This window comes from Niameybacter massiliensis (assembly GCF_001282685.1).
Taxonomy (GTDB): Bacteria; Bacillota; Clostridia; order Lachnospirales; family Cellulosilyticaceae; genus Holtiella; species Holtiella tumoricola.
Genome location: NZ_LN875035.1, coordinates 583,515 through 609,208, shown reverse-complemented (window position 1 = coordinate 609,208; position 25,694 = coordinate 583,515). Strand labels below are relative to the sequence as shown.

Genomic DNA, 25,694 nt, shown 5'->3' with positions numbered 1-25,694 from the left:
AAAAAATTAAGTTTATTAAGCTATACTTTTATAGGTTTTACATTTGTTCCATATTAGGGTTAGTAGAGTTAGAGTCAACTGGTACTGCGTGAACGACTAATCGTACACCACGAATTTCATCAATGATTACTTTTGAACCTTTTTTTATAGGTAAATCATTGCTTGAGATGGCACTCCAGATTTCACCATCTAGTTTAACTTGACCTACATCTGTAGCATGCTCACCGATCGCTTCTAGTACAGTACCGGTCTTTCCAATAAGAGCATCGATATTCGTAGCAATAGCATCTCTTTTAGAAAAATGAGCTGTGCAGTATTTTGTTAAGGTAAGTAATAATAAAATAGAAATGGTAAGAAAGACAATAAGTTGAATGGCAACATTTGAAGTGATAAGTGAAGTTATAAGTGCAGCAAGGGCACCAACAGTAAACCAGATGAGAAAGAATCCGCTATTAATCATTTCTGCGATTGCAAAGATGATTCCTATGACAAGCCACATAAGCCACATAAAATCACTCCTTTCATTTGGGCTGTACAATGTTATAATAAAATTGTACGCAATAGAAACGTATTATACTGTAAATTATAACATAAGTATAAGAATATTCAAAATAAAGTTAAGGAAAGAGGTAAGTCATGAAACGATTTGGATTTATTGGTGTTGGGAATATGGGTGGTGCAATGATTGGTGCTATTACTAAATATTTTGAAGAGAAAGTGGCTCTATTTGATGTAGATAGCAATCAATATAACAAGTTTGATGCAACGCGTATTATAGGCTGTACATCTGTAGAAGAATTGGTTAAACAAACAGATATTATTATTCTTAGTGTGAAGCCACAATATTATGAAATAGTATGTAGCCAAATCAAAGAACTATTAAATGAAGAACAGGTTATTATAACTGTAGCGCCTGGTGTAAGTATTAATAAGATGCAGACACTTTTAGCAGGTCATAAAAAAATAATACGTACCATGCCAAATACACCAGCTTTAGTAGGAGAAGGTGTTACAGCATACTGTTTTGAAGAAGGTGTGATTTCAAAAGAAGAAATTGAAACCATAGAATCAAGATTTAACGCCTTTGGACGTAGTTTCAAAATAGTAGAAAATCAGATGAATGCAATCGTTGCATTATCAGGATCATCACCTGCATATGGTTATATGTTTATTGAAGCCATGGCAGATGCGGCTGTGCGCTTTGGTGTGCCTAGACAAATGGCTTATGAAATGGCTGCACTCTCTATTAAAGGAGCATGTGAGATGGTGTTAGAGACTAAAGAACATCCAGCAGTTTTAAAAGATGCTGTAACCTCACCAGGTGGAACAACCATTGAAGCAGTAGCAAAATTAGAAGAAACGGGCTTTAGAAATAGTGTTATAAGTGGCATGAGCGCGTGTTTCGATAAAGCTAATCGTATGAGTTAGGAGGTAATCATGGGGGCTAAACGTATTGGACGTAAAGAAGTCTATAAAGGGAAAATATTTACGATTGTACAAGATGAAATCCTATTTGACGATGGCTCGGTAGCACAGTGGGACTTAGTTGTACATAATGGGGCATCGGCAGTTGTACCTATCACAGAAAATAAAGAAGTTATTTTAGTTAAACAATATAGAAATGCTAAAGATGGTTATGTATTAGAAATCCCAGCAGGTAAACTTGAAAAAGGTGAAGACCCTCTTGAATGTGCTAAACGAGAACTAGAAGAAGAGATTGGCTTTAAGGCGGGAAGAATGACTAAAATTTGTAGTATGTTTACTGCTGTAGGATTTAGTGATGAGCGTCTACACTTATATATGGCAGAACAATTACAAGTAGGTAAACAAAACTTGGATGAAGATGAATATATTGAAGTTGTAACCTATCCGATTACAAAAGCAGTAGAGATGATTTTTAAGGGAGAAATCTGTGATAGTAAGACAATAGCTGGATTACTTGCGGTAGAAAATTTATTGAGGTATTCTAAATAAGTTCTAAACTTAGCCTTATGCTCATAAAGTAAAAAGAGAGGACAAACCTTATGAGGAGGAAGCTAAGTGAAACGAGCGATAAAATCTTTTTCAAAAGGATTTATGAATACAGATTTAGTATGGCTTATGGTTTGCATGATAGGTATACTTGTTGGAAGCTTATATGGTGTGAGTATGAAAAGTGATGTAGCTTTTATGGGGAGTTTAACAACTATTGTTCAAGGAAATGCTTTGATACAGGAAAACTCATTTCTGATTTTGAAGAAAGCTGTGTGTATTCATCTGATTCAATTATTAGGAATATGGGTAACAGGACTTACAAAACCAACAAGATATTTGGGTATGGCTATATTGTTTTTTATAGGTTTTAATTATGGATTTAGCATTTGTGGTATTTTAATGCTCTACGGGCTAAAAGGTATAATTATGAGTGTTTTACTTTTTGGTATACAGGCTGTAGCATTACTTTTTTTAGGCATTATGGTAGGTGAACATAGCTTAAGATATGGCGTAAAGGGAAAAGAGAGCTATGGTAAAGTTTATCATCAATTAATTATTTATTGTGTAGTAGGTGCTATAGTAATAAGCCTTGTAGATGCTTATGTACAACCTTTTGTAAGAAATTTATTTTAATACTATAGGGTAAAACGATGTCGTAAGATATGTTTTACCCTATTTTTATTTGGTTATAAATAGTTTTTAAATAAAAAAAGCGACGAAATAGGGGGAAAAAGTGGGAAAAATAAGAAACATAGATGTTGATAAATGACAAGTAAAGTTATATAATTGTATAAGAATAAATAGGTTTTAAAGAAAACTATTTAAATTTAGAAGTAAGGGGGGAAACAATGATGTTTCGTGATATCGATGTAACCAATAAGGTGCTAGATGCAACCATGATGAAGTTTGGTGCAGTAGTTGGCAATATTACAAATGCAGATACACCAGGCTATAAAAGGCAAGAAGTGTCTTTTGAAACGCAACTAGAGTCAGAAATTCAAAAAAATGGAACAAAAAATATAACTGTTGAGAACCTTTCACCTGTTACCTATACTGATCAAAGTACACTATCATATCGTATAGATGGAAATAATGTAGATATTGATAAAGAAATGTCAGAACTTGCGCAAGTTAAATTGCGTTATGATGCTTTAATTCAACGTGCAAATGCACAAATTCGTCGTTATACATACATATTACAGAATATAAAATAATTAGGTGTGAAATATAAAAATTCTAAAGAAGTATAAGAGATATAAATATTAAATATAAGATAGGGGGATGTGTAATGTCGTTTTTTGGATCAATGGATACATCTGCATCAGGAATGACCGCACAACGACTGAGATTAGATATCATATCTCAGAATATAGCGAATGCCAATACAACACGTACTGCTGAAGGTGGCGCTTATAAGCGAAAAGGTGTTATTTTTGAAAGCGTGAATCAAAATAATAGCTTTAGTAGTATTTTAGGAGAGTATACAAATGGCAATTATAAAGGAGTGCGTGTGGCAGAAATCATAACAGATGAATCACCTTGTCCACTCGTATATAATCCAACACATCCAGATGCGAATGCAGAGGGATATGTAGAAATGCCAAATGTAAACACTGTGGATGAAATGGTAAATATGATTTCTGCTAGTAGATCATATGAAGCCAATGTAACAGCCTTTAATGCAATGAAAGCTGTTGCAACAAAAGCTTTAGAAATTGGCAAAGGGTGATAAGGAGGTTAGCTAGATGATAGATTCTATAAGCGGGATTAGTAAGAACCTATCCGTGGTCGAACAAAAATTAGAGAGAAAAACAGATGATGGTATCTTTCAAGGGGCACTTGAATCTGCGCAACAATTACTAGAAGCAACGGTTAAAGCGGAAAATGAAACAAGTGAACTAAGTTATGATTTTATGACAGGTAAAACTGATAATATTCATAATTTAATGATTGCTCAAGAGAAATCAAGTATTCTCCTACAATTTACTATGCAAGTTCGAAATCAAGTTATGCAAGCGTATCAAGAAATTATGCGAATATCTGTCTAGTAAAAGAAATGAGGTGAATACATGCAAGAGACAATAGAGCAAGCATCAACGCAATTAACCGAAAAATGGAATGGGCTTTCTAAAAAGCAAAAAATAAGGTTAGGCATTGGCGCAAGCTGTATTATTCTAACACTGATTGTTGTAGCGGTAATATTTACAAGACCTAAATATGAAGTGGTTTTAAGAAAGATTACTGAATCAGATATTGCAGCGGCAGCAGAAGTTTTAGATAATGAAAAGATTACATATGAAATTATTGATGATGGTACAAGCTTACAAGTTAAAGATAAGGATGTTGTCAATGCAAAATTAGCATTAACGAGAGAAAATGTACCAAAAGGTGGATATACTTTTGAGGATGCAATTAACAATAGTATGTCTACAACAGAGAGTGAAAAACGTGCAAAAATGAATCAACTTGCAGAAGTTGAATTAGAACGTGCGCTTACTTCTATGGATGCTATTGATTATGCAGATGTAAGATTGGTGGTTCCAGAAGAGAAAAACTCCTTTATTGCTTCAAAACAAGAAAGTAGCGCAAGTATTTTAGTTACTCTAAACACACCTCAAACAAGTAAGCAAATCGAAGGGATTGCTCGATTTGTTTCAAGTAGTGTATCAGGACTTAAGATGGAAAATATTAATATCATTGATACAGAGGGGAATAGCTTATACATAGGGCAAGAAGAAGATACGCTGTCAACTAATAAGCAACAAGAAATTAAATTAGCAGCAGAAAAAGACCTTGGAGCTAAAGTCAAACAAATATTAGAACCCATTTATGATGAAGTACGTATTAGCTCAAATCTTATTCTGAATTTTGATCAATATGAAGAGATGAGAGAAGAATATGTCCCACAATTTGAAGAAGATGGGCGTGGCATTATTCGAGTGGAGAAAGAACAAACTACTGAAAGCACCAATAGTCAAAATGGTGCAGAACCAGGTGTAGCAACGAATAATGGAGAAGCACCTACTTATCAAGTTGGTGATGGGGGAACAGGTGAATCTAAAACAAGCAATAAAGAGATAGAATATGTAAATAATAAAGTTATTTCAAATATAGTTAAAAATCCAGGTGATATTGATTATAAAAACTCTACTTTAGCTGTAAATGTATTTAAAAATAAAGTTTATAAGCAAGAGGAAGTAGAAAAAACATTAGATAATAATGTAACATGGGAAATATTTAAAGAAACAAATAGTGTAAATAGACCAATAGAAGTTAAGCAAGAAATTGTAGATTCTATTCGATATGGGACAGGGGTTGATAACGTGGTTGTATCAGGATATGAAAAACCCGTTTTTATTGACACAGTACCATATGAAGTAGAGTTTACAGATTATCTACCATTTATCTTAATACTCCTTATTGTATTAGTTGCTGCATTTGCTCTATTCAAGTTTAGAAAACATGATGAAGATGTTGAAACAGAACCAGAACTTGAAGTTGAAGAAATGCTTAGCGTTGCTAAACAAGATCTTAAGGAACTTGAAGAGATTGAACTTAAAGAAACACTTGAAACCAAACGTCAAATTGAAAGATTTGTGGATGAAAAACCAGAAGCTGTTGCAAATCTATTACGTAACTGGTTATCAGAAGATGAATGGGAGTGATAAGAGATGGCGGGAACACAATATTCAAGTAAGCAAAAAGCAGCTATGTTGCTTATTGCTTTAGGGCCAGAAAAGTCTTCTAAGATTTTTAAACATCTAAAAGAAGAAGAAATAGAAGAGCTTACATTAGAAATAGCAAGTATACATTCTGTTTCACCAAAAGCAAAAGAAGAAGTATTGCAAGAGTTTTATGAAATTTGCTTAGCGCAAGAATATATTGCAGAGGGTGGAATTGGTTATGCAAAACAAGTTCTTGAACAAGCCTTAGGTGCTGAAAAAGCAGTTGAAGTGATTAATCGATTAACGGTATCTTTACAAGTAAGACCGTTTGAATTTGCACGTAAAACAGATGCTTCTCAACTTGTTAATTTCATTCAAAATGAACATCCACAAACCATTGCATTAATTCTTTCTTATTTAAAACCATCTCAAGCATCTGCAATTTTGACATCTTTACCAGTTGAAATGCAAGCAGATACAGCAAGAAGGATTGCAGTAATGGATAGAGCAGCACCAGATCTTATTAATGAAGTAGAGAAGGAACTAGAAAAACGTCTTTCTACATTAGTATCTGATGATTATGCAACCATTGGTGGTATTGATTCAATCGTAGAAATTATTAATCAAGTAGACCGAGCAACTGAGAAAAATATTATGGAAAGTCTAGAAATAGAAGATCCAGAACTTGCAGAAACAATTAGAAAACGTATGTTTGTATTTGAAGATATTTCGATGCTGGATCCAAGATCTATTCAACGTGTACTTCGTGAAGTGGATAATCATGAATTAGCTATTGCACTTAAAGGTGCAACGGCTAATGTTAAAGCATTAATACTTGGTAACGTATCCAAACGTCTTGCTTCTATGATTGAAGAGGATCTTGAGTTTATGGGACCAAAGCGTGTTAAAGAAATTGAAGAAGCACAACAAAAAATCGTTAATATTATTCGTAAGCTAGAAGATGCAGGCGAGATTGTTATTTCACGTGGGGCAGGTGATGAGGTCATTGTCTAGTATTATTAAAAATTATAGAACTTTACAAGGTAATATTATTTCAATAGGAAAAGAACAATCTTATTTGCAAGTAGAAACAAACAGTTCTTCAACTGCTATAGCAGTTGAAGAACCTGTAGAACAGATAGATTTAGCTTTCTTAGAAGAGGAGGCTAAAAAAGAAGCAATGAAAATTGTACAAGATGCCGAACTAAAGGCAAAGGCAATACTTGAACAAGCACAAGTAGAAATAGCTACAATGAAACAAAATATTGAAGCTGAAACTACGGCTTACAGAACACAAATTAATGAAGAAATTCATATGAAGCAGTTGCAAGCGCAAGAAGAAGTAGATAGCCTTATAAAGGCAGCTTATTTAGAAAAAGAAAATATTATTAAGCAAGCAGAACCAGAGATTGTAGAGCTAGTAGCAGCGCTTGTACATAAAATTGTAGACTTTAAATTAATTAGTGGAATAGAATGGCTAACTTTATTTGTAAAACAAGCTATAGAAAAAGAGCAGTTTAAAGAAAAGGTTCAAGTTATTGTTGCTTCAAAAATGTTAGAAGAAAATGAAGAGGCTTTACAAGAAGCTTTTAAACATTTACCAGTGGAAGTTGAATTGACTTGTGATAGTCGATTGAGCTGTACAAGTTGTAAAGTTGAATCATCTAAAGGTGGTATTACATACGACATAAAAGAAGGTCTTCAAAAAATGTTAGATGAGTTACAGCTTTTATGCATTAAGGGGTGAGACGACATGAATTTGGATAAGTATAAACAGCTCATGGATACACCTCTATGGATTTATACGGGTATAGTAACAAAAGTTGTAGGGATGGCTGTAGAATCGTTAGGTCCCAAAGTTAATATTGGAACATTATGTACGATTACAGGTTCTAGTAATGAAGAACTATTAGCTGAAGTAGTAGGTTTTAATGGTGAAAATATTTTGCTGATGCCATTAGGTGATTTATCAGGAGTAGGGCCTGGGTGTATTGTAAAATCGACAGGAGAAAAACTTCAGATAAAAGTTACCAATGATTTATTAGGACAAGTTGTAGATTGGCAAGCCAATCCATTAGATGAAACACCTATCTTGAATGGTGTAAAAGTACCTCTTGAAAATACAGCACCTAACCCCCTTACAAGAAATCGTATACATGAACAGATGACGCTAGGTGTAAAAGCTATAGATGGTATGCTTAGTGTAGGTAAAGGGCAACGTATGGGGATATTTGCAGGGAGTGGTGTAGGTAAAAGTACGCTGATGGGTATGATTGCGAGAAATGCACTTTCAGATATTAATGTCATTGCATTAATAGGTGAACGTGGTAGAGAGGTAAGAGAATTTATTGAAAAAGACTTACAAGAGGCAGGTCTTAAACGTTCAATTGTTGTTGTAGCAACTTCAGATCAGCCTGCTCTCGTGCGTTTTAAAGCAGCTCAAACAGCTACTGCAATCGCTGAATATTTTAGAGATCAAGGACAGGATGTACTACTTCTTATGGATTCTTTAACACGTTTTGCAATGGCACAACGTGAAATTGGACTTTCTATAGGGGAACCTCCTGTATCAAGAGGCTATACACCTTCAGTATTTGGAACACTTCCAAAACTATTAGAACGAGCAGGCTATTCAGATAAAGGAAGTATTACAGGACTTTATACTGTTTTAGTAGATGGTGATGACTTCAATGAACCAGTAACAGATACTGCACGTGGTATTTTAGATGGACATATTTTACTTTCAAGAAAACTTGCTCATAAAGGTCACTATCCAGCAATTGATGTACTTGGAAGTATTTCTAGGGTTATGGGTGATATTACAACAAAAGAACACCGTCAAATGGCAGTCGAAGTAAAAAAACACTTAGCCATTTATACAGATGCGGAAGACCTTATCAATGTAGGGGCTTATAAAGAAGGCAGTAATCCGGAAATTGATATGGCCATTTCTAAAATTAGTAGTATTAAGGACTTTTTAACACAAGCTACTCATGACCAATTTACGAAGGAAGAGACATTGGCTTATATGCAGGCTATTGTTGGCTAAGGAGTAGGAAATGTCGAAGTTTAAATTTACTTTAGAACCTATTTTATCACTTAGACAAAATACTGAAGATTTATGTAAGAGAGAGCTGGGTATTTGTTTAAATGAAAAAGCTAAATTAGATGAACAGTATGAAAAACTTATAGCTGTTAGAAATGAAATATTAGAAGCTATGAGGCCTGAAAATAATCAGGTATTAGATATTGAAAGACTTAAATACTATAAGTCTTATGATGAAACTATAAAAATGCAACAGATGCAACTTGCGAAAATGCTTAGGCAACTAGAAGAAACTATTGATGAAAAAAAAGAAGCGCTAAAAGAAGCTGTAAAAGAAAAAAAAATCTTAGAGAATCTAAAAGAACTTCATTATGCAGATTTTATTGAAGTGTGTAAAAAAGAAGAGCAGCAATTAGTTGATGAGTTAGTAGCTTATAAATATTCGCAAAAGGATGAGGGGGAATAAAATGCCAGAGGCAATAAGAGGGGCAAGACAGAAAAAGAAAAAAGGTTTATTAAAAGGAATCATTGCTCTTACTATAGTTGTATTAATAGGCGGAGGGCTTTATATCAATAGATCAAAGATTGCTCCCATTGTTAAAAACATTCCTATACTGAATCAAATTTTTAAAACTGAAATAGGAACCCAAGATCCTTATGATATGCTTTCAAAAGAAGAGCTTAAACAAAAACTATTAACTACAGAAGAAGTTCTGGCTAATGAACAGCTTAAAGTAGTTAATCTAGAAAATGAAACAACTCTTTTGAATGATAAGATTAATGCACTTAAACAATATGAAGAAAATTATAATGCCTTTATTGCTCAAAAAAATGAGTGGGACAAAAAAGTAGCAGAGGAAAATCCAGAACTTTTCAAGGAACAATTTGAAGCAACTTATAAGGATACAGCAGAACTCATTTATAGAGAATTAAAAGGCGAAGAAATACTTAATAAAGAACAAAAAGAAGTTGCAAAGACAATTGGGCAAATGAGTGCTAAAGAAGCAGCAGCAGCACTTACAAAACTGCTATCAACAGATACAGAACTGGTGAAAAATATCTTGAAAAATATGAAGAGTGATCAGCAGGCAAAAATCTTAAATGAAATGAGTGCAACAACAGCAGCCCAAGTTATTAAACTCATTGCACCGAGTCAAAATTAAGGGAAGGGGGCAAGCAATGAATACTTTAATTGGAATGTTAGCACCTAATATGAATACTAAAGAAGTATTAGGAAATCAGTTTAAGACAGGAGAGACTAACTCAAAAGATAATTTCGCTAAGACAATGGATAAGACGCAATCTAGTGTTGAAAGACCTAAAAATGAAGATCAAACACTGTCACAAAGTAAAGTGAATAAAACAAATCAAACTTATAAAAGGGCAGACTCTGTAGTTAAAGAGAAGCTAGAAAATCAGAAAGAACAAGTAGATGTCAATGAAAATGTTGCAGTATTAATGATGAATTTACTTGAAAGTCAACTTAATTTAACAACAGATGAATTGACAAAGCTTTTAGAAGAACAAGGGATTACAGTTATGGATCTGACAGACCAAGATACCTTTAGGACATTTGTTATGGATGCATTAGGTGAAGATGAGATGTCACTTTTAAGTGGTGAAGTTGATTTAAAAGCTTTAAGTAAATTATTTGAGGACATAAAGACTATTCAATCAACATACTATACGGAAAATAAAGTGATTACTGAAGAAACAATGGTGAGTCAAGGCGAAGTTATTCAAAACACTCAAGTTATAGTAGAGGCTAATCCAAGACAAGAAGAAAAAATATTATCTAATGGAGTAACACCAGAAATATTAGAAGCAACCCAGGCAGTAGATAAAATCAGTGATAAGGAAGAATATTTAGCAGTAGCTAAAATAGATGTAAAGGTGACAGGCGAAGTAGAAGAACTACTAAACGTATCTGAAGTATCTATGACCTTACCAATCCAAGAACTTTCTAAGCAACCAGGAATTGAGTTTTGGCAAAATGATCTATCAACACTTACAACAGAAACAAAAGCTTCAATAGAAATGCCTATTCATAGCCAAGTACTTGAAAAGATTTATTATTCTAAACTTGAATCATTAAAAGAATTAGAAATGCAATTAGCACCTAAAGAGCTAGGTAAACTTACTTTTAAAATGATTGAGCAAAATGGTGTTGTAACTGCTCACATTAAAGTAGAACAAGATAAAACCAAAGATTTAATCTTAGAACATCTTATGGAACTTCAAGAAGGACTAGAAAGCCAAGGACTTGTCATTCAAGATGTTCAAGTTGAGGTAAAAAAAGATACTCATCATTCTCAAATGGAGATGGAAAAGCAAAAATCTGCAAAACGTATTCAAGAACTTATTGCTAAACAAATGGATGAGATATTAGCAGAAAATCAAATAGACTCGGTAGCATCTAAAAGTTTAACAAGTTTAGAATTAGATTATGAAGTATAGGGGGAAAAGATGAGTTCATTAAATATAGTTTCACCAAATAGTGAGAACATACAATTAGGAGATGGGGGGCGTGTAATTAATCAAGAGTTGAATAAAGATATGTTTATGCAACTTCTTGTAACACAGCTCCAGTATCAAGATCCACTAAACCCAATGGACAATCAAGAAATGATGGCACAAGTTGCTCAATTTACAGCATTAGAACAGATGAAGAATGTTGCAGATACTGTAAATAAGCAGCTTGCTCATAGTATGATTGGAAGTTATGTTCAATATACATATAAAAATACAGAAACAGGACAAACAGAATTACTTCTTGGAAGAGTTGACTATGTTAAAAATAAAGGGAGTAATACACTCATTGGCATAGGTAGCCATGAAGTAGAGCTATCAGATATCCAAGAAGTTATTGATCCTTCAAATATTCAAGCAAATTCTTCAGCATTTGACCTTATTGGTAAAACAGTTCAAGGTACTATGGAAGTTAAGAATGAAACAGGTATCTATGAAAATGTTGTTATAGAAGGACGTGTGTTAGAAGTGCGTATGAAAGATGGCAATTCTTATATCGTTGTAGGGAATGGTGAACAAGCAGTTGAACTAGAACTAGATAATGTTCAAAATATTGTTGAAGTACCTTCAATTACAGATAAATGGGCATCAGCTACAATTCAAGATAAAGAGGGCAATGAACAAGAACTTACAGGTATTGTAGAATATGTAGTAGTTACAAAATCAGATACTTATGCTTGTATTGATGGCAAATATGTACCATTTAAACAAATTAATTTAATTAAAGAGGCAAAATAAGGAGGAATAAGGGTATGATGCGTTCAATGTATTCAGGTGTATCAGGTCTTCGTGTACACCAGACAAAGATGGATGTTATTGGTAATAATATAGCAAATGTTAATACAGTAGGGTATAAATCACAACGTGTAACATTTGGAGATGTTTTCTCACAAACACTTCAAAGTGGTACATCAGCAAGTGATGAAACAGGTCGTGGAGGACGTAACCCAATGCAAGTTGGTCTAGGGGTTAATGTATCCTCAATTGATATTTTAATGACACCTGGTGCAGCACAAAGAACAGATAACCCATTTGACTTAATGGTAGATGGTGATGGCTTTATTGTTGTAAGCGATGATTCGGGTACATATTTTACACGTGCAGGTGCATTAAGACAAGATGAAGAAGGAAATTTAGTTATTCCAAATGGAATGAAAGTTATGGGGTGGCCAGCAAGTAAAGATGGAACAGATATTGAAAGAGGAGAAGTACAGCCTATTGTACTTACAGATCCATCTAATAGTACAGCCAAACCAGAGACAACGACTTCAGTAGAATTAAGCGGAAACTTAGATAAAAATAAGTCTCCTATAGATACACAGATTAAAATGTACGATTCATTAGGAAATCTATATACAACACCTATTAGCCTAACATTTGACAATGGTCAGTGGACACTAGAGCCTAAGGGAGAAAAGATTACAGGTAAAGATGGAGAGTTTGTTATTTTGACAGATACAAATAAAAATCAGTATGCTGTGCCTATTGGTAATGTATTTAAAGAGGCGGAAGCTGGTTTTTATGGGATCAAGTTCTCATTTACGGAAAAAGGTGAATTAGATGCGAGCAAGGATAAACTAGTAGGAGCTACAGTTGATGAAAAAGGTAATGTAAGCTTTGATTTAGCAAAAATTGACTTAACAAAAGCTATTGATCCTGAGACAGGTAAAGATAAACCTCTTAATGCAACAGTGGGTTCTGAAGTAGGTGTAAATATTAATATTACAAATCTTACACAATATAATTCAAAAACTACTGTTGACCCTAAAACGAAGGATGGTAAAGCGCCAGGTGCAATGACCGGTTTTGAAGTAGGAGGCGATGGTAAAATTGTAGCACATTATGATAATGGAACAACTAAGCTACTTGGGCAGATAGTTGTAGCAAACTTTGATAACCCAGCAGGACTTCAAAAAGTAGGAGATAGTTTATTCCAATCTACAGCAAACTCAGGAGACTTTGATAATATTGGGATGGCAGCTAACTTCCAAGCTGGTGTACTTGAAATGTCAAACGTAGATCTATCACAAGAGTTTACAGAAATGATTACAACACAAAGAGGTTTCCAAGCTAACTCACGTATTATTTCTGTATCAGATGAAATGTTACAAGAACTTGTAAATCTAAAACGATAAGACATAATTAGGGGAAATAAGTGAGGTAATAAAATGATTACATTAACAAAGCTTAATGGGGCAAACTTTTCACTTAATGCAGAATTGATTGAATCAATTGAGACAACCCCAGATACAGTAATTACAACACAGACTGGTAAAAAATATGTGGTTCAAGAATCGGAAGAGATAGTAATACAGAAAGTTATTACCTATAAGCGACTTATTTATATACCAGTCTAAGATAAAAGAGGTGGTTAGATGGATATTTCAACAATAGTAGGGTTGGTACTTGGGCTTGTATTTGTTATTATATCAATCCTTTTAAATGGGAGGATAAGTCTATTCTTTGACTTACCTTCTGTTATGATTGTAGTAGGGGGATCAATATCGGCATTATTAATTGCATACCCTCTTCCAAAATTTCTTGAAGGGCTAAAAACAGTTAAACATGCATTTTCTAATGTTGAATTAGATGCAACAGGTCTTATTCAACAAATTAATGAACTGGCTTTAGCGGCAAGAAAAGAAGGGCTACTTGCACTTGAAGAAATGGCTCAAAAAATGGATGATCCTTTCCTTAAAAAAGGTATTTTACTTATTGTAGATGGAACCGATCCAGAACTTGTAAGAAGTATTATGGAAACAGAATTAACATTTATTGAATCTAGACATAAAGATAATCAAGGATTCTGGAGTACATTTGCAGAATTTGGACCTGCATGGGGGATGATTGGAACACTTATTGGGCTTATAGCCATGCTTGATTCTCTTGATGATCCATCAACAATTGGTCCTAAAATGGGTGTTGCCTTAATTACGACATTATATGGTTCAATGATAGCAAACTTCTTTGCTACTCCAGTTGCCAATAAATTAAAAGTAAAAAGTAATGATGAATTACTTTTAAAACAGGTAATGATAGAGGGACTTCTATCTATTCAAGCAGGTGAAAATCCTCGTGTTATTGAAGAGAAATTAAAGGCCTTTTTATCACCATCAGTAAGAAATAGTTTTAGCGATGAGAATATAAATGCTGAAAACTAGAAGGAGATAAATCATGAAAAGAAAAGAGGATGAACCTAAAAAGGGTGCACCAGCATATATGAATACCTATGGTGATATGATGACCCTTCTTCTAACTTTCTTTGTATTAATGTTTTCTATGTCTACTATAGATTCAGCTAAATTTAAAGCATTTATTGAATCTTTTCAAGGATCATCAGGTATTTTAGATGGTGGAGAAGTGATTTTAAATGATAATGGAATGTTAGGTAATGGTATTCAACAGTTTCCTGTCAATCAACAAATGGTTTCAGTAAGTGACTTTGAAAATTATCAGCAGATCAAAGAGTTACAAGGGATTAAAGAAAATTTAGAAGAGTTTATATATGAAGAAAAGCTTCAAGATAAAGTTGGTGTTGAACATAAAGGGGATGCTATTATTGTCAGCTTTGAAGATGTTCTCTTATTTGAAACAGGAAAAGCAGATTTAAAACCTGAAGCACAAGAAGTTTTAAGAACTTTGGGTGAAGGTTTACTTTCTTATATTGATAAAGGCTATAAGATTAGTTTAGAAGGGCATACAGATAATCTGCCAATTCGTACGCCACAATTTCCAAGTAACTGGGAACTTTCAGCAGCACGTGCTATAGCTGTAGCAAAATTCTTTGTTGCTGACATGAACTTCTCACCAGAAACTGTTTCAGCAGAAGGGTATGGTGAATATAGACCAATTGCAACAAATGATACACCAGAAGGTAGATCTGCTAATAGACGTGTTGAGCTTAAGCTTACAAAGGAAAATTAGAGAGTAAAGGTGGAACGAGATGGATAAAAAATTTAAGATTTTTGTAATTATATCAATCATCATCTTAACGCTTGTTACAGTGGCAGGTGGTGTAACTGTATTTATGATGATGAATGATGCTAAAAAAGAAACATCTTCAGAAGAAAAGGTCAATAAAAGTGCACTTGCTATTGTCTATTTGGATGAATCAGTTAATGCAAATCTAAAAATGGATAAAGATAATATTCCGCATATTGCACGTGTATCATTAGGATTTGAAATTAATACAAAAGATAAAGATTACAAGACTTTTACAGTAGATTTTACAGAAAAACAAATCATAGTTCGTGATAAAATTATTTCATTAATTAGAAGTCAAACGTATAATGAGTTAGAAAAAGATAAACTTGGACAAATGATAAAAAAAGAAATTAATGCTTTATTAGGTACAGAAATTATACAAACTGTTTACTTTAGTGATTTCTTTGTACAATAAGAGACGAGTAAGGAGGTGAAACGATGAGTGAAATACTCTCACAAAGTGAAATTGATGATTTGTTTAAGGCCTTAACCTCTGGTGAAATAGATGTTGAAGAAATCAAAGAAGATAGGAAAAAACAAATCATTAAACCTTATGACTTCACCAGACCGTCTAAGTTTTCAAAAGAACAACTTAGAACACTAGAGATTATATGCGAAAACTATGCAAGATTAATCTCTACATATTTATCAGGGTATTTACGTAACTTAGTGCCGGTTGAAGTCATTAATGCTGAGGCGATTACTTACTCAGAGTTTACAAATTCATTAAGTAATCCAGTTATTTTATCAATTATAGATTTCTCACCTCTATCGGGTTCAGTTATTTTAGAACTTTCACCCAATATGGGCTATGCGATTATTGACCGCGTCCTTGGTGGTAGTGGAAGTTCTATGAGCAGAATAAGAGAATTCACAGAAATTGAACGTATTATATTAGAAAAGATGTTTGCACAATTTGCAAATCTTTTAATTGAACCATGGGAAAATGTAGTAGAACTTTCTCCTATGCTTGAAAAGATTGAAACAAACTCCCAAGTTGCACAAATTATTTCACCTAATGAGATGGTGGCCCTTATTACATTTAACATTAAGTTAGGAAATGTAGAAGGCATGCTTAATCTGTGCATTCCTCATATTGTAATCGAACCAATAATGGATAAATTAAATACAAGATTTTGGTTTGCACAAAACGAGCGTGTACACAATCATGAGTATGAAAAAAATATTGAACATATGATTCAATATACAAAAATGCCAATCAAAGCTGTTCTTGGTAAAACCCATATAACAGTGAAAGAGTTTCTTGAACTACAAACACAAGATATTATTAGTTTAGATAAAGATATCGAATCAGATATCGATCTTTATGTAGGTCAATTATTAAAATTTAAAGGGCAAGTGGGAACATATAAAAATAAATCAGCAGTTAAGATTACAGAAGTAATAAAGAGGGAGGATGACTAATGACAGGAGAAATGCTTTCCCAAGAAGAAATTAATGCATTACTAGGAGGGTTAGTCTCAAATGATGAAATATCATCTGGTAGCGATGAGGTATTAACACCAGAAGAGATTGATGCATTAGGAGAAATAGGGAATATTAGTATGGGGACAGCAGCAACAACTTTGTTTGCTCTTTTAAATCATAAAGTTATGATTACAACACCTTTTGTTGAGGTAATGACTCTAGAAAGTTTTAAGAGTCAAGTAACAGATGATTTAATTGCTGTTTCAGTCGGTTATACAGAAGGATTAACGGGAACAAACCTTATGATTTTAAATCAGAATGATGTTAAAATCATAGCAGATTTAATGATGGGAGGACCAGGTCAAGCATCAGATGAACCTATTTCGGAACTTCATTTGAGTGCGATAGCAGAAGCAATGAATCAAATGATAGGTTCATCTTCTACATCATTATCTCAAATGTTTTCAAAGAAAATTGATATTAGTCCACCGGAAGCCATTCAATTGAATTATGCTCAAGAGGAACTAGTAAAGATTTTAGGTAGTGCAGATCCAATTGTAAAAATTTCATTTAGGATGCAAGTAGAAGAAAATATCATTGATAGTCAATTGATGCAAGTATTACCAATTAAATTTGCAAAAAGCTTAGTAAGTAATTTATTTGCTGGAAGTATGGAAGCTGATATTCAAGTAGAAGCAACACAAGCAGTGACAGAAGATGTACAGCAACCATCATCATATATAGAATCTGTAAGTCATAATGAACCAATGCCAAGTGCTACAGAACCAATGCCACAAGTAATGGCAAATGAGTATGGACAAGCAGGAAGTAGCTATCCACAACAAGGTTACCCACAGATGGGTTATCCTCAAACAGGCTATGCTCAACCTGATTATTCCCAACAAATGGGGGGCTATCCAAACCAAATGCCAAATTATGGTGTACCTGAAGTAAGACCTACACAAACAATGCGTGACATAGAAGTTCAAAAACCAGAGTTCCCAAACTTTGGAGCACCTCAACAAGTCTATCCAAAAGAAAATATGGATGTACTTATGGATGTTTCTTTAGAAGTATCTGTTGAGCTAGGGCGTACACAAAAGAAAATTAAAGAAATTTTAGAATTTGGTCCTGGAAGCGTTGTTGAACTTGACCATATAGCAGGTGAACCCGTAAATGTACTTGTAAATGGCAAGTTCATTGCTAAAGGTGAAGTTGTTGTGATTGACGAAAACTTTGGTATTCGTATTACAGATATCATAAACCCAGAAAGTAGAATTTAGGAGGAAAAAAATTATGGCAAACCGCGTATTAATCGTAGACGATGCAGCATTTATGAGAATGATGATTAAGGACATTTTATCAAAAAATGGGTATGAAGTAGTAGGAGAAGCAGAAAATGGTGTAAAAGCTATTGAAAAGTATAAAGAACTTACACCAGACTTAGTTCTCATGGATATTACAATGCCAGAGATGGATGGTATTCAAGCAGTAAAAAATATTAAAGCTATAGATGGAAATGCAAAAGTAATCATGTGTTCAGCAATGGGACAACAAGCAATGGTTATTGAATCTATTCAAGCAGGAGCAAAAGACTTTATTGTTAAACCATTCCAAGCAGAACGTGTACTTGAAGCTGTTAGAAAAGTAGTAGGCTAAGTATATGAACAATGGAGGGTTTTTCAGTGCAGTAGTAGAGCTTGTGACATTGGTTATAATATTTGTTGGAGTACTTGCATTGACGTATTTTGTAACAAAAAAAATTGCACAGGTTAAACAAGGTGGACAAAAGACAAAAAACCTTCAAATGATAGAAGTCTTACAAATAGGACAAGGTCAATGCTTATCTATTGTAAGAACAGGAAAAACTTATCATCTTATAGGAAGTACAAAAGAAGAAATTAGTTATTGCAAGGAATTAGATCCAAATGACTTGCAGTTGGATGCTTACAAGGAGTCTAGTTTTAATGAGTATTTAGCTCATTTTAAGCAAGATCATGAGGAGACACAAAATGAAAATAAATAAGAAAACTTTTAAGTACTTAATATTAACAATGATAATAGGGATGTGTTGCTTTGGAGCAACACATCTTTATGCTAGTAGCGTATCATTACCAAGTATTTCTCTTGAGGTAGGTACGGCAGATAGCCCTTTAGAGCTTAGTCAAAGTTTACAAATGCTTTTTATCTTAACCATATTGGCATTAGCACCATCTATCTTAATTATGATGACATCCTTTACCCGTATTATTATTTCATTGCACTTTTTAAAGTCAGCGATGGGGACACAACAGATGCCACCTAATCAAGTCATTATTGGACTTGCACTTTTTCTTACATTCTTTGTAATGAGTCCAGTGGCAACCCAAATCAATGAAACAGCATTAAAGCCATATGAAGCAAAACAAATTACACAAGAGGAAGCAGTAGAAAGAGGACTTGTACCTATTAAAGAATTTATGCTTCGTCAGACACGTGATGAAGATATAAAACTTTTTATGGATCTATCAGGTAGGGAGCCCCTTGCAACAGATGCACAGATTGCCCAGGAGTTACCAATGCATGTTATTGTACCAGCTTTTATGATTAGTGAGCTTAGAGCTGGATTTATAATAGGCTTTTTAATTTACATACCATTTATTGTTATGGATATGGTTGTTGCATCCACGTTAATGAGTATGGGGATGATGATGTTACCACCAGCTACTATAGCTCTACCATTTAAAATTTTATTATTTATTCTAGTCGATGGATGGAATTTACTTATTGGACAATTGATCCAAACATTTAGATAGAGGTGACAATATGGAACAATTAGTATTAGATGTAATGCGTGAGGCAATTATGACCATGATAAAAGTTTCAGCGCCAACGTTACTTGTCGCCTTAGTCATTGGTTTGGTAGTCAGTATTTTTCAAACGGCGACATCTATTCAAGAACAAACTTTAGCGTTTATACCTAAAATTCTAGGTGTATTTTTAGCGATTATTATTTTTGGATCTTGGATTATGACTACTTTAGTGAATTTTATAACACGTTTATTTGCAAGTTTCAATCAGTTTTTATAGGTGAATCATTATGTTACTTAATACATTAGCTATATTACAACATTTACCTGTGACACTATTAATTTTTTGTAGAATTTTGTTTGCTATACACGTTATGCCTATTACTTTAGAGGCAAAGATACCAGCTATTTTTAAAGCAGGCTTATCCTTGTTTTTAACACTTATAGTCTATAATACTGTGCCTGTACAATTAGATGTCACACATCTATCTATTATAGGTTACTTTATATGGGTGATAAAAGAATGTATAGTAGGTCTTGTTTTAGGTTTTGCAGTATCACTTTTTTTCCAGCTTTATCATTTTGTAGGACAGATGATAAGTATGCAGGGTGGGCTTAGTATGAGTAATTTATTTGACCCAACAAGTGGAACACAAACGCCTTTAATTGGGCGTTTTTACTATTTAGCATTCTCTACACTTTTTGTGGCATCAGGAGGATTTCACTGGTTTATACGAGGGTTAGTAGAATCTTTTCAAATGATTCCTGTCACTCAAGCTGTATTTAGTGAAGAATTAGTCTTTACAATGATTCAAGCAGGAAGTATTTTCTTTGAACTTAGTTTTAAATTAGCAAGTCCAATTATAGGTGTTATTTTTATAGTAGACTGTGGCCTAGGTATACTTGCTAGAACAGTTCCTCAAATGAATATGTTTGTTATAGGTATACCATTAAAAGTAGTTATTTTATTAGTGTTGCTATTTATTACAGTTGGTTTGATGCCAGTCTATAATACTTTTTTAAATGACTATATTATGGAGATTTTTTATAGTGTTCAGCAGGGGATGGTACCAAGATGACGAATATAAGGATGAATTTAGACTTACAATTTTTTGGGGCAGAGTCAGATGGTAGGACAGAAAAAGCAACACCTAAAAAGCGTGAAGATGCAAGAAAAAAGGGGCAGGTTGCTAAAAGTACAGAACTTAATACAGCCTTTCTACTTTTAGCCTTTTTTGCAGGTATGAAGTTTCTTGGTGATTATTATATGAACCAATTTAATCAAGGGCTTACAAAAAGTTTTACCGCTATTCCAGAACTTCTACAAAATTTTGAAGGAAGTAGTCTTTTGAAGGTAATAGGGCAAGGCATTATACAGATTATTATTATAAGTGGACCGTTATGGCTTTTATTATTTGTTGCCGCATTGGTTGTGTCTATAGGACAGGTAGGTTATAAACCTACATTTAAACCGCTAGCGCCAAAGTTTAATAAAATGAATCCACTGAACGGTTTAAAGCGTATCGTATCTAAAGATATGTTAGTTGAACTTTTAAAAAGTATAGCAAAAGTTATTTTCTTAGGAAGTATTTTTCTTATGGTTATAAAAGATGAGATTAATGTATTCTATAAATTTTATGATATGACAATGATGCAGATTTTAACAAATACAGCTGGTGTTTTATTAAAAGTAGGATTTTATGTAGGCGGCGCTTTTATTTTTGTAGCTATTGTTGATTATGGTTATCAGAAGTATAAACATGAAGATAGCTTAAAAATGACGAAACAAGAGATTAAAGATGAATATAAACAAGCAGAGGGAGATCCTCAGGTTAAAGGTAAAATTAAACAAAAGATGCGTGAGATGTCTATGAAACGAATGATGCAATCTATTCCAGAAGCAGATGTTATCATTACAAACCCAACACATTTTGCTATAGCTATTCAATATGATCCAGAAAAAAATGTGGCACCTATAGTTGTAGCCAAAGGGGTAGATTATGTAGCAGCTAAAATTAAGGAAAAGGCAAAAGAACATCATGTTGAAATTGTAGAAAATAGACCTTTGGCCAGAGCCCTATACTATACAGTAGACTTAGGACAACAAATTCCAGCAGAGCTCTATAATGCCGTAGCTGAAGTTTTAGCCTTTGTTTATAGCTTAGATAAGCAAAAGAAAAGTAGGAGGAAAAACTAGTGAAATTTAAATCCGGAGATATTATATTAGGATTATTCGTAGTTGGGATTTTATTTTTAATTATTATTCCACTACCAGAGTGGATACTTAGTATCTTTTTAATCCTTAATATTTCAATTGCGGCCATGCTCTTATTAAGTGCACTCTTTTCAAAAGAAGCCTTAGATTTATCTCTATTTCCTACCATATTATTAATTACAACTGTATTTAGATTAGGTCTTAATATTTCTTCAACAAGGCTTATTTTAAGAGATGCAGACGCAGGGGCGGTAGTCGATGCATTTGGATCATTCGTAGCAGGTGGGGACATAATCATTGGAGCGATTATCTTCCTCATTATTTCTATTATTAACTTTTTAGTTATTACAAAAGGCTCTGAGCGTGTAGCTGAAGTATCTGCACGTTTTACTTTAGATGCGATGCCAGGTAAGCAAATGGCTATTGATGCAGATCTTAATTCAGGGTTTATTGATGAGACCACAGCTAAAATGCGAAGACAAAAAATACAAGATGAAGCAAGCTTCTTCGGAGCAATGGATGGGGCATCAAAATTTGTAAAGAATGATGCTGTTGCAGGGCTTATTATTTCCTTTATTAATATTGGTGGAGGTATTATTTTAGGTGTTGCTATGAAAGGTATGCCATTTATGGAGGCACTTAATAAATACACAATTCTTACGATAGGAGATGGTTTAGTTAGTGCTATTCCAGCACTTTTTATTTCTATAGCAACAGGGGTACTGGTAACGAAGAATAATCAAGAAGGTCCTATGAGTGAAGCATTGTTTGGACAAATTGTTCAATCACCTATGGTACTTTACATAGTAGGTGCTGTTATTGTAGCACTAGGGGCTTTTACACCAATGGGTTTATTACTTACAGTACCAATTGCAGGGCTTTGGCTCTTATTAGGGTATTATCTAATGAATAAAAATAAAGAAAAAGCTGTTGAAGAAGAAATTGCTACAGAAGACGTTTTAGCAGATGAAATTAGAAAGCCAGAAAATGTTATGGGCCTTTTACAAGTCGATCCAATAGAGCTTGTATTTGGATATGGGATTATTCCTCTTGCAGATGTCAATCAAGGTGGGGATTTATTTGATAGGGTTGTTATGATCAGACGTCAAATAGCCTTAGAACTTGGTGCAATTGTGCCAATCATTAGGTTAAGAGATAATATTCAGCTTCCTCCTAATACATACAGTATCAAGATTAAAGGAACAGAAGTTGCACGTGGAGAGATCCTATTTGACCATTATATGGCTATGAATCCCGGTTATGTAGAAGATGAGATTGATGGTATTGAAACAAGAGAACCAGCTTTTGGTCTTCCAGCACTTTGGATTACAGAATCACAAAGAGAAAAAGCGGAGATTAAAGGGTATACAGTAGTAGATTGTCCATCTATTATTGCAACACATTTAACAGAAATTATTAAAAAGCATTTAGCAGAATTATTAAGTCGTCAAGATGTTCAAACACTTTTAGATAATGTATCAGAAAGTCATTCTGCGCTTATTAGTGAGTTAACACCAAAATTACTTGGGCTTGGAGAAATTCAAAAGGTGCTTGCAAATCTACTTTCTGAAGGGGTATCGATTAGAGACTTAGTAAGCATTTGTGAAATCTTAGCTGATTATGCACCCACTATTCGTGATACAGATGTATTAACGGAATATGTAAGACAAGGATTAGCACGTGCAATTTCTAAAAAGATATTTACACAACCAACCAATCAGGTTATTACATTAGACCCAGCTGTAGAGCAGATGATAATGGATAGTGTTCAGCATACAGAACAAGGTTCATATGTAGCATTAGATCCAAGAACACTACAAGATGTTGTGGGAAGTTTAAAACGTGAAGTGATGAAACTAACCAATGTAGGCTTACAACCTGTACTTTTAACATCACCTATTGTACGTATTTACTTTAAGCATTTAATTAATCAGTATATGCCTGATTTAACCATTATTTCATATAACGAAATTGACCAAAGTGTTGAAATTCAATCTATAGGAATGGTGAGTGCATCATGAGAATACTAAAAATTAAAGGAAAAGATGAACAGACAGTTTTAGCGCAAATAAAAAAAGAATACGGGGAAGATACCGTTATCATTAGTACACAACTTGAAAAACAACAAGGTATGATGGGCTTTTTTAAAAAGCCCACATGCAGTATAACCATTGCAGTACAAGATGAAGAGGAAATAGAGGAAAAGCCAACAAGCGTTTCAGATAACTATGTAGAAGAAACAAAAGGAATGTTTGATTATCTAAAAAATCAAATAGACTTTATCAAAAAGGATATAGCAAAGGTTAAAGACTTATCTGAGACTAAGCAAGTTGCTATGAGAGATACGTCGTTAGTAGGTGAAAAGACGCAAGTAAGCATTACACAAGGTGGGAGCCTCTACAACATTATGAAAGAGAAGCTAACCCGTGAAGGTATTCAAGAAGATGTAGTGGCTCATATTGTCTCAGGACTTGAAGATGAAGAAAATTTAGAAATCGTAGCTAGAAAACTTTATGAGCAAATGGATGAAATCATGCCTACTGCAAATCTATCTAAAGAACTTCCAAAGGTTATTGTATTTATTGGTTCGACAGGTGTTGGTAAAACAACAACGATAGCGAAGTTAACCGCAGATTATGTTATGAATAAAAGAAAAAAAGTTGCCCTTTTTACTGCAGATACCTATAGAATCGCAGCCATTGAGCAACTAAAAACATATGCTGAAATATTAGATGTGCCGATTGAAGTCATCTATTCAGAGAATGATTTAGATGTAGCTCTTGAAAAATGGAAAGATAGTGACCATATTTTTATTGATACTGCAGGACGTTCTCATAAGAATAAAGAACAAATAGAAGACTTAGCGAGGTTGCTACAAAGTATTGGAGAAAAGCAAGTCTACTTAGTATTAAATGTTAATACCAATTATAAAGATGTGAAACATATTGTAGATGTTTATAAGGAGTTTGCAGGATCCTTCCAACTCATTATTACCAAGCTAGATGAAACGGATGAAATCGGAAATTTGATGAATATTGTAGCCTATGCTAAAAGTCCAATCTCTTATGTTACTGATGGACAGAATGTACCAGATGATATTAGAACGTTTGATTGTGATGAGTATGTCAAGGCTCTATTAGGGAGGATAAATCATGAATGATCAAGCACAAGCGTTAAGAGACTTAGTTTCTAAAAAAAATCAGCCCGTGCAAAAAATGAAAATTATAACGGTTACAAGTGGGAAAGGAGGCGTAGGCAAAAGTAATTTTACAACAAATCTTGCTCTAAGTTTAAAAGAATATGGTAAAACACCGGTTATTTTAGATGCAGATTTTGGTCTAGCCAATGTAGAAATTATATTAGGTCAACGTCCTAAGTACAATCTATCCCATCTTATTCATAAGAAGTGTACTTTTAGTGAATTAGTTTGTGAAAGTCAATATGGTATTCCTTTTATTTCAGGAGGATCAGGGGTTAAAGATATGCTCTTTTTGAGTCAAGATGAGATGGATACTATTGCAAATCAACTTACAGAACTAGAGCAAAGAACAGATTTACTTTTAATCGATACAGGTGCAGGGATTAATGAAATTGTATTGAAGTTTTGTCAGCTGGCAGATGAAGTCTATGTTATAGTCACACCAGAACCAGCTTCCATGACAGATGCCTATGCACTTATTAAAACATTAGTAAAAGATTTTTCACTTACACCACAATTTAATATTGTTATTAATAAGGCAATGAATAGAGAAGAAGCACATGATGTATATAGAAAGATGGCTTATGTAGTTAAAGAGTTTTTACAAGCATCTATTCGTTATGCAGGGTATATCCCTTATGATCCAAAACTGTTTGAAGCAGTAAAAAATCAAAGGCCTGTGATTCATTATGCACCAAAATGTTCAGCAAGCGAAGCCTATAAAGCCATTGGACGCTCTATATTGAATATGCCAGAACCAGAAAGAAGTTTAAAAACGAGTTGGTTAGATAAATTTAAAAAAGTCTTTTCGTCATGACCACGAAAAGACAAATTTTTCATCTTTCTCTCTCACTCTATAAAAAAT

At 33.7% G+C, this 25,694-nt stretch carries 31 protein-coding genes; 30 read left to right on the top strand and 1 reads right to left on the bottom strand.

Translation table 11 applies throughout. The features are described from left to right. Positions 1–37: 37 nt before the first annotated feature. Positions 38–508 carry an NfeD family protein gene (locus BN2390_RS08595; RefSeq protein ID WP_053983944.1) on the bottom strand — a complete coding sequence of 157 codons (471 nt, stop codon included), beginning with the start codon at positions 506–508 and terminating at the stop codon, positions 38–40. A 128-nt stretch (positions 509–636) separates the two neighbouring features. Between BN2390_RS08595 and proC the strand changes: the two genes are divergently transcribed. The 30 genes from proC to BN2390_RS08445 all read left to right on the top strand — a co-directional run bounded on the left by proC (position 637) and on the right by BN2390_RS08445 (position 25,646). Next, the gene (gene proC / locus BN2390_RS08590; protein ID WP_053983943.1) at positions 637–1,428 is read left to right on the top strand and encodes a pyrroline-5-carboxylate reductase; all 792 of its coding nucleotides are present in this window, start codon (positions 637–639) and stop codon (positions 1,426–1,428) included. Between the two features lie 9 nt (positions 1,429–1,437). After that, positions 1,438–1,974: an NUDIX hydrolase gene (locus tag BN2390_RS08585; protein WP_053983942.1), complete on the top strand. Its 537-nt coding sequence runs from the start codon at positions 1,438–1,440 to the stop codon at positions 1,972–1,974. 66 nt (positions 1,975–2,040) lie between these two features. After that, positions 2,041–2,607 carry a hypothetical protein gene (locus BN2390_RS08580; RefSeq protein WP_053983941.1) on the top strand — a complete coding sequence of 189 codons (567 nt, stop codon included), beginning with the start codon at positions 2,041–2,043 and terminating at the stop codon, positions 2,605–2,607. Positions 2,608–2,822: 215 nt separating this feature from the next. Next, positions 2,823–3,188 carry a flagellar basal body rod protein FlgB gene (gene flgB, locus BN2390_RS08575; protein WP_053983940.1) on the top strand — a complete coding sequence of 122 codons (366 nt, stop codon included), beginning with the start codon at positions 2,823–2,825 and terminating at the stop codon, positions 3,186–3,188. Between the two features lie 74 nt (positions 3,189–3,262). Beyond that, positions 3,263–3,703 (top strand): flagellar basal body rod protein FlgC, encoded by a 441-nt coding sequence (gene flgC / locus BN2390_RS08570; RefSeq protein ID WP_053983939.1) that lies wholly within the window; start codon positions 3,263–3,265, stop codon positions 3,701–3,703. 55 nt (positions 3,704–3,758) lie between these two features. Then, positions 3,759–4,022 carry a flagellar hook-basal body complex protein FliE gene (locus tag BN2390_RS08565; protein ID WP_198524887.1) on the top strand — a complete coding sequence of 88 codons (264 nt, stop codon included), beginning with the start codon at positions 3,759–3,761 and terminating at the stop codon, positions 4,020–4,022. Between the two features lie 21 nt (positions 4,023–4,043). Beyond that, the gene (gene fliF / locus BN2390_RS08560; RefSeq protein ID WP_053983937.1) at positions 4,044–5,639 is read left to right on the top strand and encodes a flagellar basal-body MS-ring/collar protein FliF; all 1,596 of its coding nucleotides are present in this window, start codon (positions 4,044–4,046) and stop codon (positions 5,637–5,639) included. Positions 5,640–5,645: 6 nt separating this feature from the next. Beyond that, positions 5,646–6,653, top strand: a complete 1,008-nt coding sequence (gene fliG, locus BN2390_RS08555) for a flagellar motor switch protein FliG (RefSeq protein WP_053983936.1) — start codon at positions 5,646–5,648, stop codon at positions 6,651–6,653. Beyond that, positions 6,646–7,386: a FliH/SctL family protein gene (locus tag BN2390_RS08550; protein WP_053983935.1), complete on the top strand. Its 741-nt coding sequence runs from the start codon at positions 6,646–6,648 to the stop codon at positions 7,384–7,386. Before fliG ends, BN2390_RS08550 begins: the two co-directional genes overlap by 8 nt. 6 nt (positions 7,387–7,392) lie before the next feature. After that, positions 7,393–8,688 (top strand): flagellar protein export ATPase FliI, encoded by a 1,296-nt coding sequence (gene fliI / locus BN2390_RS08545; protein ID WP_053983934.1) that lies wholly within the window; start codon positions 7,393–7,395, stop codon positions 8,686–8,688. A 10-nt stretch (positions 8,689–8,698) separates the two neighbouring features. Further along, positions 8,699–9,151 (top strand): flagellar export protein FliJ, encoded by a 453-nt coding sequence (fliJ, locus tag BN2390_RS08540; RefSeq protein ID WP_053983933.1) that lies wholly within the window; start codon positions 8,699–8,701, stop codon positions 9,149–9,151. Between the two features lies 1 nt (position 9,152). Beyond that, positions 9,153–9,848 carry a MotE family protein gene (locus BN2390_RS08535; protein WP_053983932.1) on the top strand — a complete coding sequence of 232 codons (696 nt, stop codon included), beginning with the start codon at positions 9,153–9,155 and terminating at the stop codon, positions 9,846–9,848. Positions 9,849–9,864: 16 nt separating this feature from the next. Next, positions 9,865–11,142 carry a flagellar hook-length control protein FliK gene (locus BN2390_RS08530; protein ID WP_053983931.1) on the top strand — a complete coding sequence of 426 codons (1,278 nt, stop codon included), beginning with the start codon at positions 9,865–9,867 and terminating at the stop codon, positions 11,140–11,142. Between the two features lie 9 nt (positions 11,143–11,151). After that, entirely contained in the window at positions 11,152–11,952 is an 801-nt protein-coding gene (locus BN2390_RS08525) for a flagellar hook assembly protein FlgD (RefSeq protein WP_053983930.1), read from the top strand. A gap of 14 nt (positions 11,953–11,966) precedes the next feature. Further along, on the top strand, positions 11,967–13,349 hold the full coding sequence (locus BN2390_RS08520; protein ID WP_053983929.1) for a flagellar hook protein FlgE: 1,383 nt from the start codon (positions 11,967–11,969) through the stop codon (positions 13,347–13,349). Between the two features lie 33 nt (positions 13,350–13,382). Next, positions 13,383–13,571 carry a flagellar FlbD family protein gene (locus BN2390_RS08515; RefSeq protein ID WP_053983928.1) on the top strand — a complete coding sequence of 63 codons (189 nt, stop codon included), beginning with the start codon at positions 13,383–13,385 and terminating at the stop codon, positions 13,569–13,571. An 18-nt stretch (positions 13,572–13,589) separates the two neighbouring features. After that, positions 13,590–14,375 carry a motility protein A gene (locus tag BN2390_RS08510; protein ID WP_053983927.1) on the top strand — a complete coding sequence of 262 codons (786 nt, stop codon included), beginning with the start codon at positions 13,590–13,592 and terminating at the stop codon, positions 14,373–14,375. Positions 14,376–14,388: 13 nt separating this feature from the next. Continuing rightward, the gene (locus tag BN2390_RS08505) at positions 14,389–15,138 is read left to right on the top strand and encodes an OmpA/MotB family protein (RefSeq protein WP_053983926.1); all 750 of its coding nucleotides are present in this window, start codon (positions 14,389–14,391) and stop codon (positions 15,136–15,138) included. A gap of 19 nt (positions 15,139–15,157) precedes the next feature. Further along, positions 15,158–15,613 carry a flagellar basal body-associated FliL family protein gene (locus BN2390_RS08500; protein ID WP_053983925.1) on the top strand — a complete coding sequence of 152 codons (456 nt, stop codon included), beginning with the start codon at positions 15,158–15,160 and terminating at the stop codon, positions 15,611–15,613. A gap of 23 nt (positions 15,614–15,636) precedes the next feature. Next, a complete protein-coding gene (gene fliM, locus BN2390_RS08495) occupies positions 15,637–16,623 on the top strand; it encodes a flagellar motor switch protein FliM (RefSeq protein ID WP_053983924.1) in 987 nt (328 codons plus the stop codon). Continuing rightward, the gene (gene fliY, locus BN2390_RS08490) at positions 16,623–17,909 is read left to right on the top strand and encodes a flagellar motor switch phosphatase FliY (protein WP_053983923.1); all 1,287 of its coding nucleotides are present in this window, start codon (positions 16,623–16,625) and stop codon (positions 17,907–17,909) included. Before fliM ends, fliY begins: the two co-directional genes overlap by 1 nt. A 13-nt stretch (positions 17,910–17,922) precedes the next feature. Further along, complete coding sequence (locus tag BN2390_RS08485) at positions 17,923–18,285, top strand: response regulator (RefSeq protein ID WP_053983922.1); 363 nt, start codon at positions 17,923–17,925, stop codon at positions 18,283–18,285. A 4-nt stretch (positions 18,286–18,289) separates the two neighbouring features. Next, positions 18,290–18,652: a flagellar biosynthetic protein FliO gene (locus tag BN2390_RS08480; RefSeq protein ID WP_053983921.1), complete on the top strand. Its 363-nt coding sequence runs from the start codon at positions 18,290–18,292 to the stop codon at positions 18,650–18,652. Continuing rightward, positions 18,639–19,421, top strand: a complete 783-nt coding sequence (gene fliP, locus BN2390_RS08475; RefSeq protein WP_053983920.1) for a flagellar type III secretion system pore protein FliP — start codon at positions 18,639–18,641, stop codon at positions 19,419–19,421. Before BN2390_RS08480 ends, fliP begins: the two co-directional genes overlap by 14 nt. A gap of 10 nt (positions 19,422–19,431) precedes the next feature. Then, on the top strand, positions 19,432–19,695 hold the full coding sequence (gene fliQ / locus BN2390_RS08470) for a flagellar biosynthesis protein FliQ (RefSeq protein ID WP_053983919.1): 264 nt from the start codon (positions 19,432–19,434) through the stop codon (positions 19,693–19,695). 10 nt (positions 19,696–19,705) lie between these two features. Next, positions 19,706–20,494: a flagellar biosynthetic protein FliR gene (gene fliR, locus BN2390_RS08465; RefSeq protein ID WP_053983918.1), complete on the top strand. Its 789-nt coding sequence runs from the start codon at positions 19,706–19,708 to the stop codon at positions 20,492–20,494. A gap of 11 nt (positions 20,495–20,505) precedes the next feature. Further along, the gene (flhB, locus tag BN2390_RS08460) at positions 20,506–21,612 is read left to right on the top strand and encodes a flagellar biosynthesis protein FlhB (RefSeq protein WP_242847657.1); all 1,107 of its coding nucleotides are present in this window, start codon (positions 20,506–20,508) and stop codon (positions 21,610–21,612) included. After that, positions 21,612–23,651: a flagellar biosynthesis protein FlhA gene (gene flhA, locus BN2390_RS08455; RefSeq protein WP_053983916.1), complete on the top strand. Its 2,040-nt coding sequence runs from the start codon at positions 21,612–21,614 to the stop codon at positions 23,649–23,651. Before flhB ends, flhA begins: the two co-directional genes overlap by 1 nt. After that, positions 23,648–24,790, top strand: a complete 1,143-nt coding sequence (gene flhF / locus BN2390_RS08450) for a flagellar biosynthesis GTPase FlhF (protein WP_053983915.1) — start codon at positions 23,648–23,650, stop codon at positions 24,788–24,790. The genes flhA and flhF overlap by 4 nt, the downstream gene beginning before the upstream one ends. After that, positions 24,783–25,646, top strand: coding sequence for a MinD/ParA family protein (locus BN2390_RS08445; RefSeq protein ID WP_053983914.1), 864 nt, complete (start codon positions 24,783–24,785; stop codon positions 25,644–25,646). The genes flhF and BN2390_RS08445 overlap by 8 nt, the downstream gene beginning before the upstream one ends. The last annotated feature ends 48 nt before the right edge of the window (positions 25,647–25,694 follow it).

What these genes read in the sequence shown, in the direction of transcription:
- BN2390_RS08595 (WP_053983944.1), bottom strand. Translation starts at nt 508, where the DNA reads ATGTGGCTTATGTGGCTTGTCATAGGAATCATCTTTGCAATCGCAGAA.
- proC (WP_053983943.1), top strand. Translation starts at nt 637, where the DNA reads ATGAAACGATTTGGATTTATTGGTGTTGGGAATATGGGTGGTGCAATG.
- BN2390_RS08585 (WP_053983942.1), top strand. Translation starts at nt 1,438, where the DNA reads ATGGGGGCTAAACGTATTGGACGTAAAGAAGTCTATAAAGGGAAAATA.
- flgB (WP_053983940.1), top strand. Translation starts at nt 2,823, where the DNA reads ATGATGTTTCGTGATATCGATGTAACCAATAAGGTGCTAGATGCAACC.
- flgC (WP_053983939.1), top strand. Translation starts at nt 3,263, where the DNA reads ATGTCGTTTTTTGGATCAATGGATACATCTGCATCAGGAATGACCGCA.
- fliF (WP_053983937.1), top strand. Translation starts at nt 4,044, where the DNA reads ATGCAAGAGACAATAGAGCAAGCATCAACGCAATTAACCGAAAAATGG.
- fliG (WP_053983936.1), top strand. Translation starts at nt 5,646, where the DNA reads ATGGCGGGAACACAATATTCAAGTAAGCAAAAAGCAGCTATGTTGCTT.
- fliI (WP_053983934.1), top strand. Translation starts at nt 7,393, where the DNA reads ATGAATTTGGATAAGTATAAACAGCTCATGGATACACCTCTATGGATT.
- fliJ (WP_053983933.1), top strand. Translation starts at nt 8,699, where the DNA reads ATGTCGAAGTTTAAATTTACTTTAGAACCTATTTTATCACTTAGACAA.
- BN2390_RS08535 (WP_053983932.1), top strand. Translation starts at nt 9,153, where the DNA reads ATGCCAGAGGCAATAAGAGGGGCAAGACAGAAAAAGAAAAAAGGTTTA.
- BN2390_RS08530 (WP_053983931.1), top strand. Translation starts at nt 9,865, where the DNA reads ATGAATACTTTAATTGGAATGTTAGCACCTAATATGAATACTAAAGAA.
- BN2390_RS08525 (WP_053983930.1), top strand. Translation starts at nt 11,152, where the DNA reads ATGAGTTCATTAAATATAGTTTCACCAAATAGTGAGAACATACAATTA.
- BN2390_RS08520 (WP_053983929.1), top strand. Translation starts at nt 11,967, where the DNA reads ATGATGCGTTCAATGTATTCAGGTGTATCAGGTCTTCGTGTACACCAG.
- BN2390_RS08515 (WP_053983928.1), top strand. Translation starts at nt 13,383, where the DNA reads ATGATTACATTAACAAAGCTTAATGGGGCAAACTTTTCACTTAATGCA.
- BN2390_RS08510 (WP_053983927.1), top strand. Translation starts at nt 13,590, where the DNA reads ATGGATATTTCAACAATAGTAGGGTTGGTACTTGGGCTTGTATTTGTT.
- BN2390_RS08505 (WP_053983926.1), top strand. Translation starts at nt 14,389, where the DNA reads ATGAAAAGAAAAGAGGATGAACCTAAAAAGGGTGCACCAGCATATATG.
- BN2390_RS08500 (WP_053983925.1), top strand. Translation starts at nt 15,158, where the DNA reads ATGGATAAAAAATTTAAGATTTTTGTAATTATATCAATCATCATCTTA.
- fliM (WP_053983924.1), top strand. Translation starts at nt 15,637, where the DNA reads ATGAGTGAAATACTCTCACAAAGTGAAATTGATGATTTGTTTAAGGCC.
- fliY (WP_053983923.1), top strand. Translation starts at nt 16,623, where the DNA reads ATGACAGGAGAAATGCTTTCCCAAGAAGAAATTAATGCATTACTAGGA.
- BN2390_RS08485 (WP_053983922.1), top strand. Translation starts at nt 17,923, where the DNA reads ATGGCAAACCGCGTATTAATCGTAGACGATGCAGCATTTATGAGAATG.
- BN2390_RS08480 (WP_053983921.1), top strand. Translation starts at nt 18,290, where the DNA reads ATGAACAATGGAGGGTTTTTCAGTGCAGTAGTAGAGCTTGTGACATTG.
- fliP (WP_053983920.1), top strand. Translation starts at nt 18,639, where the DNA reads ATGAAAATAAATAAGAAAACTTTTAAGTACTTAATATTAACAATGATA.
- fliQ (WP_053983919.1), top strand. Translation starts at nt 19,432, where the DNA reads ATGGAACAATTAGTATTAGATGTAATGCGTGAGGCAATTATGACCATG.
- fliR (WP_053983918.1), top strand. Translation starts at nt 19,706, where the DNA reads ATGTTACTTAATACATTAGCTATATTACAACATTTACCTGTGACACTA.
- flhB (WP_242847657.1), top strand. Translation starts at nt 20,506, where the DNA reads ATGAATTTAGACTTACAATTTTTTGGGGCAGAGTCAGATGGTAGGACA.
- flhF (WP_053983915.1), top strand. Translation starts at nt 23,648, where the DNA reads ATGAGAATACTAAAAATTAAAGGAAAAGATGAACAGACAGTTTTAGCG.
- BN2390_RS08445 (WP_053983914.1), top strand. Translation starts at nt 24,783, where the DNA reads ATGAATGATCAAGCACAAGCGTTAAGAGACTTAGTTTCTAAAAAAAAT.